This window comes from Alteromonas gilva (assembly GCF_028595265.1).
In the GTDB taxonomy this organism is placed as follows: domain Bacteria; phylum Pseudomonadota; class Gammaproteobacteria; order Enterobacterales; family Alteromonadaceae; genus Alteromonas; species Alteromonas gilva.
The window spans coordinates 1,902,486-1,919,391 of record NZ_JAQQXP010000001.1 but is presented as its reverse complement, the minus strand read 5'-3'; the positions used below and the strand labels follow the sequence as shown (position 1 = coordinate 1,919,391).

Here is a 16,906-nt window from a genome sequence, read left to right as displayed (position 1 = left end):
TTGCTATTTGCCCACAGGCAGCTGGGTGGCAATGCTGCTGATCAGTAAGCCAATGACGATGGTAATAGCAAAGCTGGTGAGTGTGCCAAGCATCACGTATTCGGTGAGTTTCTTATCTTCACTTTGACGCAAATCACCGAACCGGAATACCGACTTGGCGGCCAGCAAAAAACCAATGGCAGCAAATTGATTAAGCAATATAAAAATCAGGATAAGCGTGCGTTCAAGATAACCAATGCGCTGCCCGGCTGACGCCAGATCGGGCGAGTCGCTGGCGCTATCAGTTGGCGCGTCGGCTAAATCACGCTCTTTATACACCGCGTCGCTCCAGGGTTTAAGGAGCAGTTTCACCACAACGGAGACCGGGCGCAGGATCACTAAAAAGCCGCTCATAATAATAAGGCTTTGGTACGTGAACGCTTTGCTGATATAGCCGGTTAACTGTGCATAGGTCATATTACTGGCCAGGTACGTTACAAACAGGATAACCGCAACGTGCGCCAACTGATCGGCGGTAAAAGCCCACAATGCGGGTTTGGCAAACGACTTAATCCCATCAATAACGATGTGCGAGGCACCCATAAACACAGCGTAAGCCACTATCATGATGGGCGCAGATGGGGCTGCAACAAACAATACCAGTAACGCCAGCAGGCCATGTATTGCACCGTGCCAGTATAAACATGGCGCGCTAAAGTGCAGGTTGTTGCGCTGGCTGATCCAGCGACCGGGCTGTAAGTAAAAATCGGCAATAATATGTACCGCCAGCAACAACGTTAACAGGTTAACTATCGACATGGTGACCATTCCTTTTCGACCAGTTCGGCAAAATACTTCAGATAGCCGGTTATCAGATGGTACTGACTGGTATTGAGAATACGCGTTACATTGCTGCGGGTTTTGTTTAGCTGCGCCGCCAATCCTTCATGGGATTTATCTTGCGCTAACAAATACGCCAGTACCACCTCAGACTGGGTGGTGGTGAGCCTGGCCAAATGACTGGCAAAATATTTGGTCACCAAAGCCAAATGATATTGCATTGCTGCGCAGCTTGTTTGCACCAGTATTCCGCCGTTTTTGAGGGTATCCAGCCCTCGTCCCGATAGCGTAAACGCTTCACCGGTGGCAACTTTAACGCCCCTGGCAAGCGGCTGCGATTTGCCCAGCCCAATACACTGGCGCACTTTCACGGCGGGCATGCCGGCGGCTAAACCAAGCTGAATAACACTAACCAGCAATGCCGCGTCACACGGCTGCCTGAGCGCCAGTTGAAAACTGTCACCACGATAGATATCAAAATCAAATTGAAAATCGGCCTGCAATGCCTCAAGCCGCTGCTGTAAGCGCTGCATAACGTCATGAAACTGCGCCACAGGCAGCCTCTGCGAGCCGACTATGTCGCCCGTGATCACCGCCATTAAGGTACCGGGTGGGGCATAAGTGGTGCTTACCATGACTGCCTCGTTTCGTTGAGTATCGACTAATCGGGCCAAATGTTACCACATTTAATCACAATCGTAAAAGTGATTTAATTTGGTAACAATTAGAAAAGTGTGCGTTGTATAAACCAGTATAGCGCCAGACCAGCGATAAACAGAGAGCCAGGTTTAACCATGCGCGAAAACCAGTACGGCTGGTAACGCCAACGCCGCACAACCACCCATACCACACCAATGAGGCCAAGTTGCGCCAGTTCCACTCCCACATTAAAACTGACCAACGCGCCAATATAATCAGAACTGGGAATTCCCAATGCCCGTAGCGCTTCGGCAAATCCGAGCCCGTGTAAAAGACCAAACCCAACCACAACAATAAACCGCCAGGGCAGTTTGGGTTTAACCCATACGTTCTCAGCCCCAATCCACACAATGGATAAGGCAATCAGCGGCTCGATGACATGGGCACTGACCACCACGGCGCCATAGGTGGCCAGTGCCAGGGTGAGCGTATGAGCCAGAGTAAACCCGGTAATCAGCAGTATGAGCTGACGCAACGATGTCACGCCCAACAACAATCCGAGCACAAAGAGCGCATGATCCCAGCCTTTTGGCACGATGTGCAGAATGCCCTGCTTCATATAGCTTAACCACATGGCAACCGACTCGCCATTCACCGACGGCGTCGGGGCTGAGCGGTTAAACGTAAAAGACGGAGAAAATTGGTTACGAACCAGCCAGCGGCTCAGGCTGGTCTGAGTGGCAGTATATGTAATCGTCACTGCCACCGGCTCTTCAAATTTAAAGCTGTCAGCAAACATCACGTGTAATGCCTGCGCGGTAAAATTGTCCGGCAGTTGACCATGCAGGGTAAAACGCGTCATCGGCCAGGCCAACCCCGACGTAAAATCTGCTTTTGGTGCGTCGGGCAGTGCCACCTGGGTGACCTGCACAGGCACCCTTCGCTCACCCAGCATAAACACACTGGCCGCCTCAAGACGGTTAACTAACGACGCAAACCTGGCGTCCGTAAGTGTCGCTGGTATTTGACTGAAGGCATAGTAGGCCTCACCACCACCGGCCTCTTTGGTTAAATCAACATCAACGCTGGCACTGACTATACCCTGCTCATCAATCGTCACGGCAACGCGGGTCATATTAAGTAAATGCGCCTGCACGGGCACCGCTAACAGGCACAGCGCCATCAGCACCGTGAACCTGTCCACAAGACAGCGCCACGCCGGCAAAATACACCTTTTCATACCGGCGCTTACCCTACCAGATTATGGCGTGAGTATTGCCTGTTGTGACGTCAACAAAGCCATCCGGGTTGCCCTCATAAGGAGCCACTAATTGCCATTTCCACGGCGCTGCAGTTAAAAATGCAAAGCGCATGCGTTCAGGCAGCCCGGTAGCGTTTATCCACTCCATTTTATCGGCTTCGTGATGCAACGCTTCCATTTCGGCGGCAACCTCATTAACCGGCCGGGCGGTCATTAAGCCGCCCACATCCAGTTTAACCGTTGCCACTACTTTACCGTTATTCACCAGCGCCCAGCCACCGCCCATAGCGGCAACGGTGTTTGCCGCCAGCGCCATAGCATAATCATCGTTACCCATAGTCCAGATGTTATGTAAATCGTGAGACTGTGAACTGGCCAGGGCCGAGCCCGGTGTTTTGGGGCCAACATTTTGCCAGAGCATTTTAGACACGGCAGCCGTACCATGATAACGGTCAACCACCGCCACTTTGATGAGATTTTCGGCCGGGTTGGCCTCCACGGTGCCTTGTTCAGATACCGGCAGCTCGCGGGTGATAAAATCCGCTTTAAACCAAAACGGCTCAAGAATCGCCGCATTTACCGTATCGCGCCCTGGCGGCGCCTCAATCACAAAGTCAGCGGCAATAAGCTCGCGCCCGACATTCATGGTGTCAGTTGCCCATTCAGGATAATCAATTTGTGGTATGTCCAATTGGTATTCGCCGTTAACAGACGCTAATTGCCCGTTGGCATAAACCCGCGCTATCTCCACGGTTTGAGGGTCGCTGAGCAATACCACATCGCCATAGCGTCCGGGCGCAATCGCTCCCACCAAATGGTCAATATTAAAATGCCGGGCGGTGTTGTAACTGCCAAGTTGATAGGCTATTTCAAGCGGTACGCCCAGTTCAATGGCACTGCGGATATTGTAATCCATTGAGCCCAGTTGCAGGGTTGCAAACACATCACGATCGTCGGTGGTCACCGAGATATTGCTCCAGTCCTTGAGCCCCATTTCCAGTAGTTTAGGAAACAGCGAGTCCATACCGGCTTGTTTAATTTCTAAAAATACACCACGACGTAACTTTTCGATGCCCTCGTCGGCCAGTCTGACCTCATGATCAGAGGACAGCCCCGCGGCCGCAAACGCGCTGATATCGGTTTGTGATGTAAGGTTCATGCCATGGCCTTCCACTACACCGCGGTGATCGTAGGTGGCTTCTATCATTTCCCAAATGCGCTGATGGCCGCCGTTATCGCTATTAATCACTGCCGACCAGTCCATCACTTCACCGAGTGCTACCACCCGCGGATCAGCGTTTAAAAAATCGCTCATTTCTTTATAGCCATAGTAGCCACCGCCCGACTCGTATACGGTTGGGGGTGTAGCCGAGCCAATGGCAGGAAAGATTTTTAAGGTACTGCCGCGGCGCTCTGCCTCAAGCCAGAACTCGGCATTGCGGTTACCCACCACGTTAGAAATTTCGTGGGAGCCTTCTACTGTCCAGGTATTGCCGTGGGGGATCACCAGCGCCGCTTCGTACTCCGGCGTAAGATAGGAACTCTCAATATGCTTATGCGACTCGCCAAAGCCTGGCACCGCCCACAAGCCCTCGGCATCATACTGCTGTTTGGCCACGCCCGGCCAGGTACCGGCATCGCCCACCCAGGCAATCCGCGACGCGGCAATCACAATATCCTGCTCGGGCAGCCATTCCTGGGTAAATACATTCAGTAAGGTCACATTCTGAATCATTAAGTCGGCTTCTTGTCTGCCCAGCGCTACCTGCGTGAGCGTCTGCCGGGTAGTGACTTCATCCTTAAACTGGTGAACTTTCGCTACCGCTTTGTCATCTTGTGCCGCCACTGGCTGGCTGTTGTGTGGGGTAGTCGTATTGGGTTCACAGCCCATTATCAAGGTAGTCAGTGCCACCCCCCAACAACAATGGCTAAACAAACGAGTATAATGACGCAACAACATAGCAGTACCCCAGGCAGAATTAAGCGGGCACCCATAGGCGTGCCCCGACAGAGACGATTAATCTTATTGTTAATAGTGCAATTGCAATGCCAGTTACCTGACCAACTGGTCTGGTAACTGCAAATCACGTCCCGCGGCAGGTTGCGGGTTATTTGGGTGGGCTCGCCACATGTTCAGCACTGGCATGCTGCACCGCACAGAGGCACACAAACACCCCACTGCCCCGCCTCGGTACAGGGCGTAAAGCGCAATCTCTGTGCTAGTGAGCAATCTTTCCGCCCTTTTATCGCGTATAAGCGGCCATTGTTCACTTACACCACAGCACCGTGACCCAACACTCGTTCCCGGCAATCACTGTAGTATGGTTTAAGCGCGATCTGCGCTTGCAGGATCATGCGCCATTACAATACGCCGCCAGCCAGTCTGCGCCGGTATTGCCGCTGTATTTATTTGAACCAGACATTATGGCCGATGATCACTACAGCGAGCGACACTGGCGTTTTGTGTGGCAAAGCCTGTTAGACTTAGAGCAACAACTGAAAACCGTTGGCGCTGCCATGCACGTCAGCTACGAGTCCGCCGCGAGCTTCTTTAAACGCCTCGCGGGTCAGTTTGCGCAGATCACCGTTGTCAGCTATGCCGAAACCGGCCTGCACTGCACTTACCAGCGCGATCAACAGCTGGTCAAACTCTTTCGCGAGCTGGGAATTACCTGGCGGGAGTTTGCTTATGGCGGGGTTGTCCGTGCACTGAAGGAGCGACACCAGTGGCTCACTCACTGGCACGAAGCAATGCGTGCACCACAACAAACTCCGGCGCTGCAAACAATGCATTGGCTCACCGATCGTTCGCTGGTGATGCGCTTGCCCAAGGCGCTATCCGAGGCACTTCATCGTCCCGATAAGGCTATGCAAACCGGTGGTGAAAGGCGCGCGCAGGACACGCTCCAGAGTTTTATTGCAGCGCGACATGCCCAGTATCACCGCCACATTTCCAGCCCGCTTAACAGCATTAACAGTTGTTCAAGGTTGTCGGCTTACCTGGCGTGGGGCAATTTAAGCATCCGCCAGGTATATCAGGCCATTGTCACCCCCGGGCGTAAACTGCCCGCTTCGCTGCGCGCATTTGTGTCGCGATTGCACTGGCATTGCCACTTTATTCAAAAATTTGAAAGCGAATGTGAGCAGCAGTTTCGCCACATTAATTCTGGCTACGCGGCCTTTCCGTATCGCGAGGATGCTGCCAGTGAGCAGTTGCTGGAGGCGTGGCAAACCGGTAACACCGGCGTGCCCATGGTCGATGCCTGTATGCGCTCAGTTGCGCAAACCGGCTACCTGAATTTTCGTATGCGGGCGATGCTGGTGAGCTTTTTAAGTCATTATCTGCTCATTGACTGGCGTCGTGGCGTGCAGCATCTGGCCCGCCAGTTTTTAGATTTTGAGCCGGGTATTCATTACCCGCAGTTTCAAATGCAGGCCGGGGTTACAGGCACTAATACGCTGCGGATTTATAATCCGGTAAAACAGGCGCAGGACAACGACCCACAGGGTGAGTTTATTCGCCGCTGGGTGCCGGAAATTGCCCATTTAGCCAATGAAGATCTGTTTGCCCCCTGGCAAATGCCACCCATTGCCCAAATGAGCATGGAAACGCCCGTACCGGCGCCGTATCATTGCCCGGTTATTATTCCTGAGGCAGATATCGACAAGCACCGCGAGTTACTATGGAAATGGCGTGAACGTGACGAGGTTAAACACCACGCCAAACGTATTGTAAAACGTCACTCTAACCCACAGCGTTAGTAAAAAAAGTTATCCCTTGCCTGTTCATAGCAACCACCCACTCTGCCAAAAATACACTTACGCTATGCCTGCACACCGATGATGTACGAATATTTTTTATATGATAGGTTAATGTAAAACTAATCTACAGGAAGCAGATTATGCATTTAAAAGGATTTATTATTGGTTGTGTATTATTAAGCCTGAGTGGTTGCGCCTCATTTATTGCCCATGAAATTACTCGTGCTCAAGGATCGCCGTTTAATAGTGAAGATACTGATGTTGTTAAAAGGCAAGTCTGTGATACCAAGCAGTACTGCATCACAACATTAAACTTACCAGACAATTACAATAAGTATAAGCGCGTCAGCTTGGAAATGAATCTTCAAATCGAAAGAAAACGAAAGATTTGGCGATTTGTAAACGATACGGAAAAAGGCACCCGTGCGACGCCACTCACAAACGAATTAATCGTCATTTTTCCCGGTTATCATCAACCCGCCGAAATATTTTATGTACATCAGCAATGGTTAAAAAATATAACAGGGGCTGAAGTTATTGTGGTGCCCAGCCCTGAATCCTCAGAGTCATTTCAGTTTGGTCTTGATTTTACTGCGCCGCTTTTAGCAGAAATACAGCGCCTGCAGCCCAAAGCTGTGCATCTGGTTGGGTTTTCCATGGGCGCACTGGCAGCGCAAGCCGTTGCCCAACACACTGACAATGCCCGGCTCTATTTATTTGCGCCCATGACAGACTTCGCTTATTCAACAAAAGCGCTGTATAACATGAGCTATAAAGATAAGTTTTACACTGCCTTCATCTCACCAGAGACTCTTGATAATGCGATACAAATTGTTTATGACAAATCTGGCGTAAGCTTAACCGACACAGATTTATTAAATCACCTTAACCAGAACACCTCACCCACCTTCGTGTATGCATCGAACACAGATAAAATTACCAATCCGAAGGCGTTTAATGCTGTGCAGAATCGCCACATTAATGTAACGCTTTTCGATGACTTAATTCACCTTGAAATGGTTGCGTTCTTTAGCCTGGATATTTTGAGCACCTTTGTGTCTGACTTGCTTGGCAGGCAGGTAGCCAACAATGAAATAGCCACCCTGGGCATACTCTGTGATTATAAGGACAGCGACTGTCTGAGCCAGATACCTGAGGATTAGTTTCTGCACACTAAAAAATGACAAGCAGTTAGCTTGCTTTTTTAACAATTACACACCGTCTGCACGGATAACAGCATTAGCGTGCATCAGTACGTACGGTAGACTCATTCATGGCAGTATGCGAATTGTCGCACTGGTTAAGCGTTAGGGTTGCTGGTGCCAACGCGATGCTGATGGGGGCTGCACGGCTTAGTACTTCCATGCCTAAAATATTGTGTTTTTTGTTCATTACCGCAACACTCACATTGTTAAACTGACATTCATCGGTGAGTGTGAGGACCGGCACGTTGTACAACTGCACGGTTTGTTTGCGCCCGTTGGCTAATTTGGCTATCACCAGCCCAGCCTCAGTAACCTCTTGCTGACGTTTTATCTGCTCAAACGTAGCCTGGGTCAGTATGGTCATTGACGAGCCGGTATCAATTAAAAATAACGACTGCGCTTGTGCACTGTCTCCTAAATACAGCGTGCCGCCTTCGCTGGTGCTCAGGGCAAACGACAACGCCGACGCCTGTGCCGCCGTCATCGTTAATATGAAGGCGCTCAGTACATACCGGACCAGGAAGTTACGCATGTTTGCTTTCTCCGCAATAAGATGCCCACAGACACCGATATAACGAAGGCAGCAAATTAAGCGCCACTTCACAAGCGCTTGATTTGTAAAGCGTCTCTTTTTGCTTACCGCAACTTACGCACCAAACCCGTGCCAGGCCGCACCAAAATTAAACAATTTAAGCGCCTCTCATCAGGAAAACATCCATCATTGATAATTGTTATAGATTTTAGCTATCACCACAGGCTGTTACTTTTTATGAAACTAAAATTATTATTTGGCGCTGCCTTATCCTGCCTCATTACAATGCAGGTGAACGCTACATATGCACCAGTTTCGGGCGCTCAGAACAACACAGTGACGGTTGTGGAGCGCAGCGGTAAACCCCCCTTTAAACGCCGTTTTACGGAAGTTAAAAGTGTTGATGTTGCGCAGTTTGAAACGGTTAGCACAGAAAACTGCGAAAACGTAAAAACCGTGGTTATGCGCGGCAAGCCGCCCTACAAACGCACTACCGAATGTGTCGGCGTGGTCGATGTAGCCCAATTCGAAATCACCAATGACTCACCGCAAACAGATTTCAGCGGACGTCCGCCATTCAAGCGTCACTAATCCCGCAGGACATTCTCCGGCAGATGAAGCGCAGCCAATCTGAAAGTGGCGGCGCTTCACCTGCTTTTTAAATGCGTCTAAAGCCCCCTTTGCTCTTCAGTCTGCCGCTATGGGTTGTACAACAGGTATACTCAGCCCAATTTATGTGGCGCAATTAAGTTAAATGATTTCACCCGGACGCGGGCTTGCGATACAGTAAATCAGCAAGGCATAAATACACCACCAGCCATCTCATAAGGAGCGTTATAATGCAGCGCGCACTTGTTATCGAAGGCGGCGCCATGCGCGGTATATTTGCCGCCGGCGTGCTCGACACCTTTCAGCAACAACACTATTACCCCTTTGATTTTGTGGTGGGTGTTTCAGCCGGTGCCACCAATGCCGCCGGTTATGTCAGCGGCAATGCTGAGCGCAACCGGCGCATTATTATTCGCATGGCCACGCAGCGGGATTTTTTTAACCCGGTGCGTTTTATGATGAAAGGCCATATGACCGATGTAAAATGGTTGTGGTCTGAATCGTGCCAGCGCTACCCACTGCCGCCCGGTACGCTGTTAAAGCACATTCCACTGATCGTTGTGGTGACCAATATGTACACCGGCAAAGCAGAATACCACCGGGCGAGTAAAGAGAATCTTGATGAGCTGATGGAAGCCACCTGTGCACTACCGGTGGTGTATCGCACCCCGCCGCAGTTGGAATCTCACTTTTATGTTGATGGTGGTGTAGCCGATGCGATTCCGGTCAGGTATGCCTACGAGCAAGGCGCCCGGGATATTACGGTTGTATTATCGCAGCCCTGGGGATACCAGAAAACCACCGAAAAAGCGCCCTGGATTACCGACAAAATGTTTACCGATCATCCTGAACTCATCAACACTATCCATCATCGAAGTGAGGTGTATAACCAGACACTGCGCTTTATTGCGCATCCCCCGGCGGACTGCCGCATCAGGGTAATTGTGCCGCCGGCGGATTTTCCGGTAAAGCGGCTCACTATGCATAAAGGTAAGTTAATTAAAGGCTATAGGATGGGTCGCCAGGCGGCGCAGGAGTTTTTAGCAAAAATGCGTGACGTAGCCTGACCCAACAACGCCTACTTTGGTCGTCGTTGATGGGCTACTGCCATAACGCTTTAAACCAGTCCCAAATACCAAACGAAAAGTCTTTAAATATGTTGATGCCTAAGGCCGACTTTATCAAATACAACACCAGGATGCCCATTAACACCGAAAAGGTAATAAACAAGGTCATAAACACGGCCAGGCTAAATGCAGACACAACTTGTTCCCTGCGGGAAAGCTCACGAAAGTTACGGCCCATAAGAAAAACATAATAAATGCGACTGCGCATAAATGGCACCGGAAACGTGCCTCTGAAGTCGACTTTGTGTTTGCCCCATTGTCTGGCACCTAATGCCACTTTTAAATGCATCAGTTGTCGATCGGTAAAGCTGTTTGCCACACTTGCCGGCATGCGACTGAGTAAATGTTTGATCGCAGCTTCGTCCTTAACCTGAATATTTTTATCCTGCAAAACACTTCCTTACTGTTTCAACACTATTAAACGTTATTAGCAAACCAACGATGGCAGCGCAATAAAAATCACATTCACCTTCATTACAACGGCATCCAAACGCGCCGCCGCATAAAAACACCTACGCAAAGGACTGAGCGTTAGAATACCAGGGTGATTACGTGCCCGATGCCAAACAGCGCCCCGCCAATCAGACCACCAACAATGGTGCCATTAATACGCACTTTTTGCAGATCCTTACCGATGTTAAGTTCGATTTGCGCCGACATTTCCTTAGCATCCCAACCCTCAATTGTGCGACGAATATGGTCGGTCAGAAACCCGGCCAGTTCCGGTGCTATATAACGCGCCGCTACACCAAAGTGGTGATTTACCGCCTGCTGCAAGGCGGCATCCTGATTGAGACGTTCGCCACAGTCGACAAAAAACTGCGTTAATCGCGCTGCAACCTGACCGTCTGTTTTCGACAGATCACTGGATAACCATTGATGAATATCCTGCCAGACACGTTGCAGGTAATCGTGCAGTGCCGGACTCTCCAACAACCGATCGCGGAAACCTTCAAGCTGCTGTTGCAGCCGTGTATCGGACTCAAGATTATCAATGAACTGATTGATGTGTTCATCAAGGGCATGGCGAATGGGATGCTGGGGATCCTGGTTGATATCCTGCAACGTGTGCGACATCGCACTGACCGCAATTTCGGCCCCTTGAGCGCTGAGCCAGCTACTTGGCAGTAACTTTTCCAGACGGCTATGCTCGGTTTTAAGCCACAGAGTCAGTTTTTGAGCTATAAGTGCCTGACTTTCCTCGCTCTGCAGCGCGGTCGCGAGCTTATCAACTAATTTATTTACAATCTGTTGATGACGACCATTTTTGGTCAGTATCCGTAATATACCGGCTACAATACTGGCCAACGGCAACTTGCGCAGGCCGCGATTTACCGCACGTCTCAGTGCAGTTTGAATCGGCGTATCATCCAGTATATGTAAAAAGCCGGCCAACGAATCGCTCACATAACGGGCCAGGCGTTTGGCATTATGGCGCTGTGCAAGCCAGTGTCCGGTGGCTTTTGCCGGTTCACTTTTGCTGACCAGCACTTCAATCGCCGCAGCATGAAAAAACTTATCCTTCACAAACTGCGCCAGGTTTTGCGCTATCGCAGACTGGTTACGCGCGACAATATTGGTGTGCGGGATAGGCTTAAACGCCGGTATCGGCCTGAACAGTGCAGACACGGCAAACCAATCGGCGAGTCCGCCTATCAGCGCGGCTTCAGCCATCATTTTGAGTAACGGTACCCAGGTTACAGTGGCCGCCTCTGGCTGTAAGGACTGATAAACACTCAGCGCCACAAACAGCAGCGCAGCGCCCAGCAACCAAAGTAATGCGTGTCGTTTTGCTCGCCTTAGCTGTAGTGCTTTGTCCATAGAGCGTCCTGAGTTTTACTGCAACTAACGATGTATAGGCAAACTCTCAATTAGCAAGCCCCGCAACTGTGATGGTTGCTCAGTCTGCGCTGACTCCGGGTTTGCCCGAGGCGAGTTGGCCCCTGCTGAGCACTTTTTACGTACTCTGCTACGCCTTTGGCAGGTAACGTTCAATAGTGCCATTTTTGCCCACTCCAACGCAGCCCACCCGGTCTTTACAGGCCAGACTCCAAATGTTTGACCGACTCACCTGTTGCCAGCTGTTAGCCTCTGCGGGCAAATACCATACCCCTTGCGGATTACTCACCCAAATGCTCAGCCCGGAAGCGGTAGAAAGCAGCGCAGAACCATACACAGCACCCTTCATCGGCAATTGCGGTAAGGCATGCCAGCGTTGTTGCGACACCGCATATCGCCACATCTGCGCGGGGTGTTCGGCGTGTTTTAAGCTGCCGCCACTCACATAGATGGTGTCTGGGGTACTTTGCACCGAGAAAATGCCACCCGCTTCTCCGCCAGAAATAGGGCTCTCAATAGCCCGCCACTGCCCTTGTCGGTTAACGATTAACCTTGAGTTTGCGCCGTTTCCGGTGCCTATGATTACGCCAGGCTCTGCGCTTAGCGAATTTAAACAGGTGCCGCTTGAGGCAAACCCGCCTTCACCGGGCTGCGCCGCAAGTGGCAACGCCATCCGTTGCCAACTCAGCGCCCCATCACCGGTATGCAATACAAACAGGCCTTGTTCGTCGGCATCGCCATACAGCCAGCCTTGTTGCTCATCGAGCATATAAAAACAATCATAAAACGTTGTTTCACTATTGCCGGTGGCTACCCGACGCCAGCTCAGACCAAAATCGTCGCTGATAAATACCCCGGAACTTACGCCTTCTCCTGCCGACATCAGCACTAAGCGATCATTATTGAGTAACTGATTGTCGCGAAACTGCAATGTGTCGCTGTCAGGGGGCGCCGGCAATTGTCGCCAGCTGATACCATTATCAGACGAGGCAAAAATACCGCCCCCCATGCCCGACGCGATCAGGGTGTCATGGCGCCAGGTAACGGCCTGAAACGACACATCAACGGGTTGTTCGGTAGATGGCAATACAGCCTCTGCGTCAAAGGCTACGCGGTTAGCAGCCGTGGCATACCAACCTGCCAACGACCAGCTTAACAGCGCACTGATAATAAGCTTTTTCATATTTGCTACACAATTCCTTGTCTATTTTTGTTAAAATCCACAATTATCATACAAATAAAACGAGTCAGATAGCGAACCTTTATGGCCAAACCCAAACCCATTATTGAAATTGTGACTTATGGTATCCACACCAAGTGGGACGCAGACGATAAAGCACTGCCCAAAATAAAAACGTTTACCAATTATATTCCTTTGGAGCTGGATATCGAATTTGGCTTTATTGTGAATATAAAGCGCGCCAAAAACCAGCAGGTTCGCTACTGTATTTACCATCCTGATATTCCCGATGAAGAAGGTAACCCCATGCCCCCCTTTGACGGCGAAGAATATATCCGCTCAAATAACTGGGATTTTTACCTCGGCGATACACTGTGGGAGCCGCTCGACAACAAAGTTGGCGACTGGCGCATGACACTGGAACTAAACGGCGCCATTATTGCCGACAAAACCTTTATCGTCGAAGATGATTTACCCTATGACGGTGCTCAGTTCTGGCAGCGGGGTAAACCAAAACTAAGACGCTGAACCATGGCATAGCACGCCAGCCCTCTAGTTGAGCAGCCCTGCACCAAATTGACTCATGACAGATTCCGATTAATTCACTTACTCTATTTATTACAATTGCTTAAGTTTACGCGCCTGAGGGAATAATACTTGCAGCACTGTCCGCAGTATCATAATTTCCAGCCTGATAATAATACGGAGTGCGTATGCAAGCATTTATCGAAGGTATGCCAAAAGCCGAGTTACATGTGCATATAGAGGGCACATTAGAGCCTGAATTAAGTTTTGCTTTAGCCAAGAAAAATAACATTGATTTACCCTATGACACACCTGAAGCGCTGATTGCAGCCTACGATTTTCATGATCTGCCATCGTTTTTAAAGATTTATTACGCCGGAATGAGCGTATTAATTGATGAACAGGATTTTTATCAACTCACCTGGGATTACCTCGCCAAAGCAGCCGCACAAAATGTGGTTTACACAGAAATATTTTTTGACCCGCAGGGCCACACCAGCCGCGGCATTGCATTTGATACGGTGATTACCGGTATTCGTAAAGCGCAGACCGCTGCCGAACAGGAACTGGGCATTAAGAGTCAACTGATCATGTGTTTTTTGCGCGATATGTCAGCCGAGTCGGCCATGGAGCACTTACATATGGCCAAGCCTTACTTAGGTTGGCTGGTTGGCGTGGGCCTTGACTCAGACGAACACAACAACCCACCGGTTAAGTTTCGTGAAGTCTTTAAACTGGCGCGGGAATGGGGCCTGAAACTCACAATGCACTGCGACGTAAATCAAAAAAATACGCTGGAAAACATTCGCCAGGTTATCGAAATTATTGGCGTTGACCGTATTGATCATGGGGTCAATGCATTAGAGTCAGCGGCCCTGTGTGAACTCATAAAATCACATAATTTAGGTCTCACCATTTGCCCGGTTTCCAATCAGTTTGTGGTGCAGTCCCTGACCGCCAACGAAATACGCCAGATGCTCGACAAAGGTTTACTGGCCACCATTAATTCGGATGACCCTGCTTATTTCAGAGCCTACATGAATGAAAACCTGATGGCACTGCAGCAAGAGGGCAACTTTAGCCGTGCAGAGCTTAAAACGCTGATGGAGAATGCGTTTAAAGTGACCTGGTTACCCGACGACGAAAAACAAGTCTACCTGGATAAACTTGCCGCTTATCAATAAGGCCTGCTGCAGCGAAAGAACAATTATTTTTAAAGAATAACGCTGGCATTCAGCCAGCGATACCATTAGGGTTATTCGCCAAAAATTGCGTTCTTCTGCGGTCAGTGAAATGACCGGCACATTAAACAGGTTTTAGGAGTATTCATGAACTTACCTTCTCCGTATTTATTATTTATTGGTCAGGCAACCGATCCGCTTAGTATCAAAATGGCCAAGAGTGCGGCTGATTGGAGCCCGGAAAAGTGCATAGGTGAATTTTCTCTACCGGGTTGCAGCGTGACCACCGGCTTACCCTCTATGTCGATTCAGGAAGGCGCACAGCAAGGTGCAAAGGGGTTTGTGCTGGGGTTTGCCAACAGTGGCGGCGTTCTCGATACATCACTGATTGACTCAATTATAGAAGCGCTGGAAGCCGGCATGGATATCATTAACGGTTTACATGACAAACTCACCGATATTCCGGAAGTAGCCGCTAAAGCGGCCGAACTTGGTCGACAACTCATCGATATTCGCCACCCCACCACCAGGTTTAAAACCGGAACCGGTGTTCCGCGCAGCGGCAAGCGACTGTTAACCGTGGGCACCGACTGCTCAGTGGGCAAAATGTACACTACGCTGAGTCTGGCCAGGGCGCTGCAGGCTAAAGGAGCAAACGCAACCTTTCGCGCTACCGGCCAAAGCGGTATTTTAGTCGCGGGTGAAGGCGTTGCGGTGGATTGTGTGATATCCGACTTTATCTCTGGTGCGGTAGAAGCATTATGCCCAGCCAACAGCGAAGACCACTGGGATCTGGTGGAAGGTCAGGGTTCGCTCTTTCACCCGGCATTTGCTGGCGTAAGTATGGGATTATTGCATGGTGCACAACCCGATGCGCTGGTGATATGTCATGCTCTTAACCGGGCGCATATGCGGGCTATACCAGGGCGTCCTTTACCGAGTCTTGAACAGGTTATCAATATGAATTTAAATGCGGCACGCGTCACCAATCCCGCCGTTAAAATTATCGGTGTTTCGGTTAACACCTCGTCGGTGAGTGACGTTGAAGCACTGACTTACTGCAAAGATGTCACCGAGCGACTTGGCCTGCCCTGTGTTGATCCCATTCGCCACGGCGTAGGACCATTGGTGGAGGCCCTTGGATGAGTCTTGCTCTAAAAGCCTTTACAGAATCCTTTACCCTGGCCCGGGAGTTTCGCATTTCCAGAGGGGCTAAAACCCAGGCCGATGTGATCACTGTTATGGTGTCTGATGGCAGCTATTTTGGCTGGGGCGAATCGGTACCTTACGGACGCTATGGTGAATCAACCGACAGCGTCCTTGAGCAGCTCGCACAAGTGGCGCCTAAATTAGCCGGTGTCAGCGACACCGAAGATTTGCTCACGCTACTGCCCGCAGGCGCTGCACGCAACGCTCTCGATGCCGCCCTGTGGGATTTAAAAGCAAAGCTAACCGGTAAATCGGTAGCATCGTTAACCAATTTGCGCGTAAATCAACGCTGCTACACCGCGCAAACGCTGAGTATCGACACACCTGCCGGTATGCAAGCTCAGGCCGAAGCCATCAAAAATGCACCGCTGATTAAAATAAAACTCGATGAGCACGATGTGTTGGAACGCTTAGCTGCGGTACACCAGGCGTCGCCGCAGAGTCGCCTTATTATTGATGCCAATGAGGGCTGGCAAGCGGATTTACTCAGTGCCCTGTTACCTGACATGGCTAACTTAGGCGTAGTACTGATTGAGCAGCCGCTAGCCGCCAGTGCAGACAACGAACTGGCTAACATTAATAGCCCGATTATATTGTGTGCCGACGAGTCCTGCCATGTCAGCAGTGATATCGCGCGGCTGGCTAACTATTATCAGGCCGTCAACATTAAACTGGATAAAACCGGTGGTCTTACCGAAGCTATCCGCACGCTGCACGCGGCCCGCGACCACCACTTACAGGTAATGGTGGGTTGTATGGTGGGGTCGTCACTGGCCATGGCACCTGCCTATGGTTTGTGTGCAGACGTACAATTTGTTGATTTAGACGGGCCGTTACTCGTGGCCAAAGACCGGCCTGACGGGTTTGAATTTGAGCAGGGGCGCATGACTCAGCCAGAGCCTTTTTTGTGGGGCTTACCGGGCCAGTATGGCCAACAAGGGCTACGCGAGCTGTGGCAATCCAGGTAACCTAAGGCGCTGTCTTATGCGGGCCTGTTAACCATGACTGTGCATTGCTG

The 16,906-nt window shown here is 50.4% G+C and carries 16 protein-coding genes; 8 read left to right on the top strand and 8 right to left on the bottom strand.

Annotation, left to right across the window (positions count from 1 at the left end; translation table 11 throughout):
- Positions 1-3 precede the first annotated feature (3 nt).
- The 4 genes from OIK42_RS08465 to OIK42_RS08450 all read right to left on the bottom strand — a co-directional run bounded on the left by OIK42_RS08465 (position 4) and on the right by OIK42_RS08450 (position 4,679).
- Positions 4-798 (bottom strand): DUF3307 domain-containing protein, encoded by a 795-nt coding sequence (locus OIK42_RS08465; protein ID WP_273639715.1) that lies wholly within the window; start codon positions 796-798, stop codon positions 4-6.
- Positions 789-1,454: a hypothetical protein gene (locus OIK42_RS08460; protein WP_273639714.1), complete on the bottom strand. Its 666-nt coding sequence runs from the start codon at positions 1,452-1,454 to the stop codon at positions 789-791. Before OIK42_RS08460 ends, OIK42_RS08465 begins: the two co-directional genes overlap by 10 nt.
- A gap of 89 nt (positions 1,455-1,543) precedes the next feature.
- The gene (locus tag OIK42_RS08455) at positions 1,544-2,662 is read right to left on the bottom strand and encodes a HupE/UreJ family protein (RefSeq protein WP_273639713.1); all 1,119 of its coding nucleotides are present in this window, start codon (positions 2,660-2,662) and stop codon (positions 1,544-1,546) included.
- A gap of 49 nt (positions 2,663-2,711) precedes the next feature.
- Entirely contained in the window at positions 2,712-4,679 is a 1,968-nt protein-coding gene (locus OIK42_RS08450) for an adenine deaminase (protein WP_273639712.1), read from the bottom strand.
- 326 nt (positions 4,680-5,005) lie between these two features.
- On the opposite strand from OIK42_RS08450, the gene OIK42_RS08445 reads away from it, so the two are divergent.
- Entirely contained in the window at positions 5,006-6,481 is a 1,476-nt protein-coding gene (locus OIK42_RS08445; protein WP_273639711.1) for an FAD-binding domain-containing protein, read from the top strand.
- A gap of 140 nt (positions 6,482-6,621) precedes the next feature.
- The gene (locus OIK42_RS08440) at positions 6,622-7,644 is read left to right on the top strand and encodes an alpha/beta fold hydrolase (protein ID WP_273639710.1); all 1,023 of its coding nucleotides are present in this window, start codon (positions 6,622-6,624) and stop codon (positions 7,642-7,644) included.
- Between the two features lie 76 nt (positions 7,645-7,720).
- Here OIK42_RS08440 and OIK42_RS08435 read toward each other — a convergent pair whose 3' ends face one another.
- Complete coding sequence (locus OIK42_RS08435; RefSeq protein WP_273639709.1) at positions 7,721-8,218, bottom strand: retropepsin-like aspartic protease; 498 nt, start codon at positions 8,216-8,218, stop codon at positions 7,721-7,723.
- A gap of 237 nt (positions 8,219-8,455) precedes the next feature.
- Here OIK42_RS08435 and OIK42_RS08430 point away from each other — a divergent pair, with 237 nt between their 5' ends.
- Both OIK42_RS08430 and OIK42_RS08425 read left to right on the top strand, forming a co-directional pair.
- Complete coding sequence (locus OIK42_RS08430; protein WP_273639708.1) at positions 8,456-8,809, top strand: hypothetical protein; 354 nt, start codon at positions 8,456-8,458, stop codon at positions 8,807-8,809.
- 248 nt (positions 8,810-9,057) lie between these two features.
- Positions 9,058-9,894: a patatin-like phospholipase family protein gene (locus tag OIK42_RS08425; RefSeq protein WP_273639707.1), complete on the top strand. Its 837-nt coding sequence runs from the start codon at positions 9,058-9,060 to the stop codon at positions 9,892-9,894.
- Positions 9,895-9,928: 34 nt separating this feature from the next.
- Here OIK42_RS08425 and OIK42_RS08420 read toward each other — a convergent pair whose 3' ends face one another.
- From OIK42_RS08420 to OIK42_RS08410, 3 genes are all read right to left on the bottom strand, one after another.
- Positions 9,929-10,345 (bottom strand): 3-phosphoshikimate 1-carboxyvinyltransferase, encoded by a 417-nt coding sequence (locus OIK42_RS08420; protein ID WP_273639706.1) that lies wholly within the window; start codon positions 10,343-10,345, stop codon positions 9,929-9,931.
- A gap of 140 nt (positions 10,346-10,485) precedes the next feature.
- Entirely contained in the window at positions 10,486-11,775 is a 1,290-nt protein-coding gene (locus OIK42_RS08415; protein WP_273639705.1) for a DUF445 domain-containing protein, read from the bottom strand.
- A 148-nt stretch (positions 11,776-11,923) separates the two neighbouring features.
- Entirely contained in the window at positions 11,924-12,976 is a 1,053-nt protein-coding gene (locus OIK42_RS08410; RefSeq protein WP_273639703.1) for a beta propeller repeat protein, read from the bottom strand.
- A gap of 81 nt (positions 12,977-13,057) precedes the next feature.
- On the opposite strand from OIK42_RS08410, the gene OIK42_RS08405 reads away from it, so the two are divergent.
- From OIK42_RS08405 to dgcA, 4 genes are all read left to right on the top strand, one after another.
- Positions 13,058-13,501: a DUF3859 domain-containing protein gene (locus OIK42_RS08405; RefSeq protein ID WP_273639702.1), complete on the top strand. Its 444-nt coding sequence runs from the start codon at positions 13,058-13,060 to the stop codon at positions 13,499-13,501.
- Between the two features lie 185 nt (positions 13,502-13,686).
- A complete protein-coding gene (gene add, locus OIK42_RS08400) occupies positions 13,687-14,682 on the top strand; it encodes an adenosine deaminase (protein WP_273639701.1) in 996 nt (331 codons plus the stop codon).
- A 144-nt stretch (positions 14,683-14,826) separates the two neighbouring features.
- Complete coding sequence (gene dgcN / locus OIK42_RS08395) at positions 14,827-15,825, top strand: N-acetyltransferase DgcN (protein ID WP_273639700.1); 999 nt, start codon at positions 14,827-14,829, stop codon at positions 15,823-15,825.
- The gene (dgcA, locus tag OIK42_RS08390) at positions 15,822-16,856 is read left to right on the top strand and encodes an N-acetyl-D-Glu racemase DgcA (protein ID WP_273639698.1); all 1,035 of its coding nucleotides are present in this window, start codon (positions 15,822-15,824) and stop codon (positions 16,854-16,856) included. The genes dgcN and dgcA overlap by 4 nt, the downstream gene beginning before the upstream one ends.
- Positions 16,857-16,906: the final 50 nt, after the last annotated feature.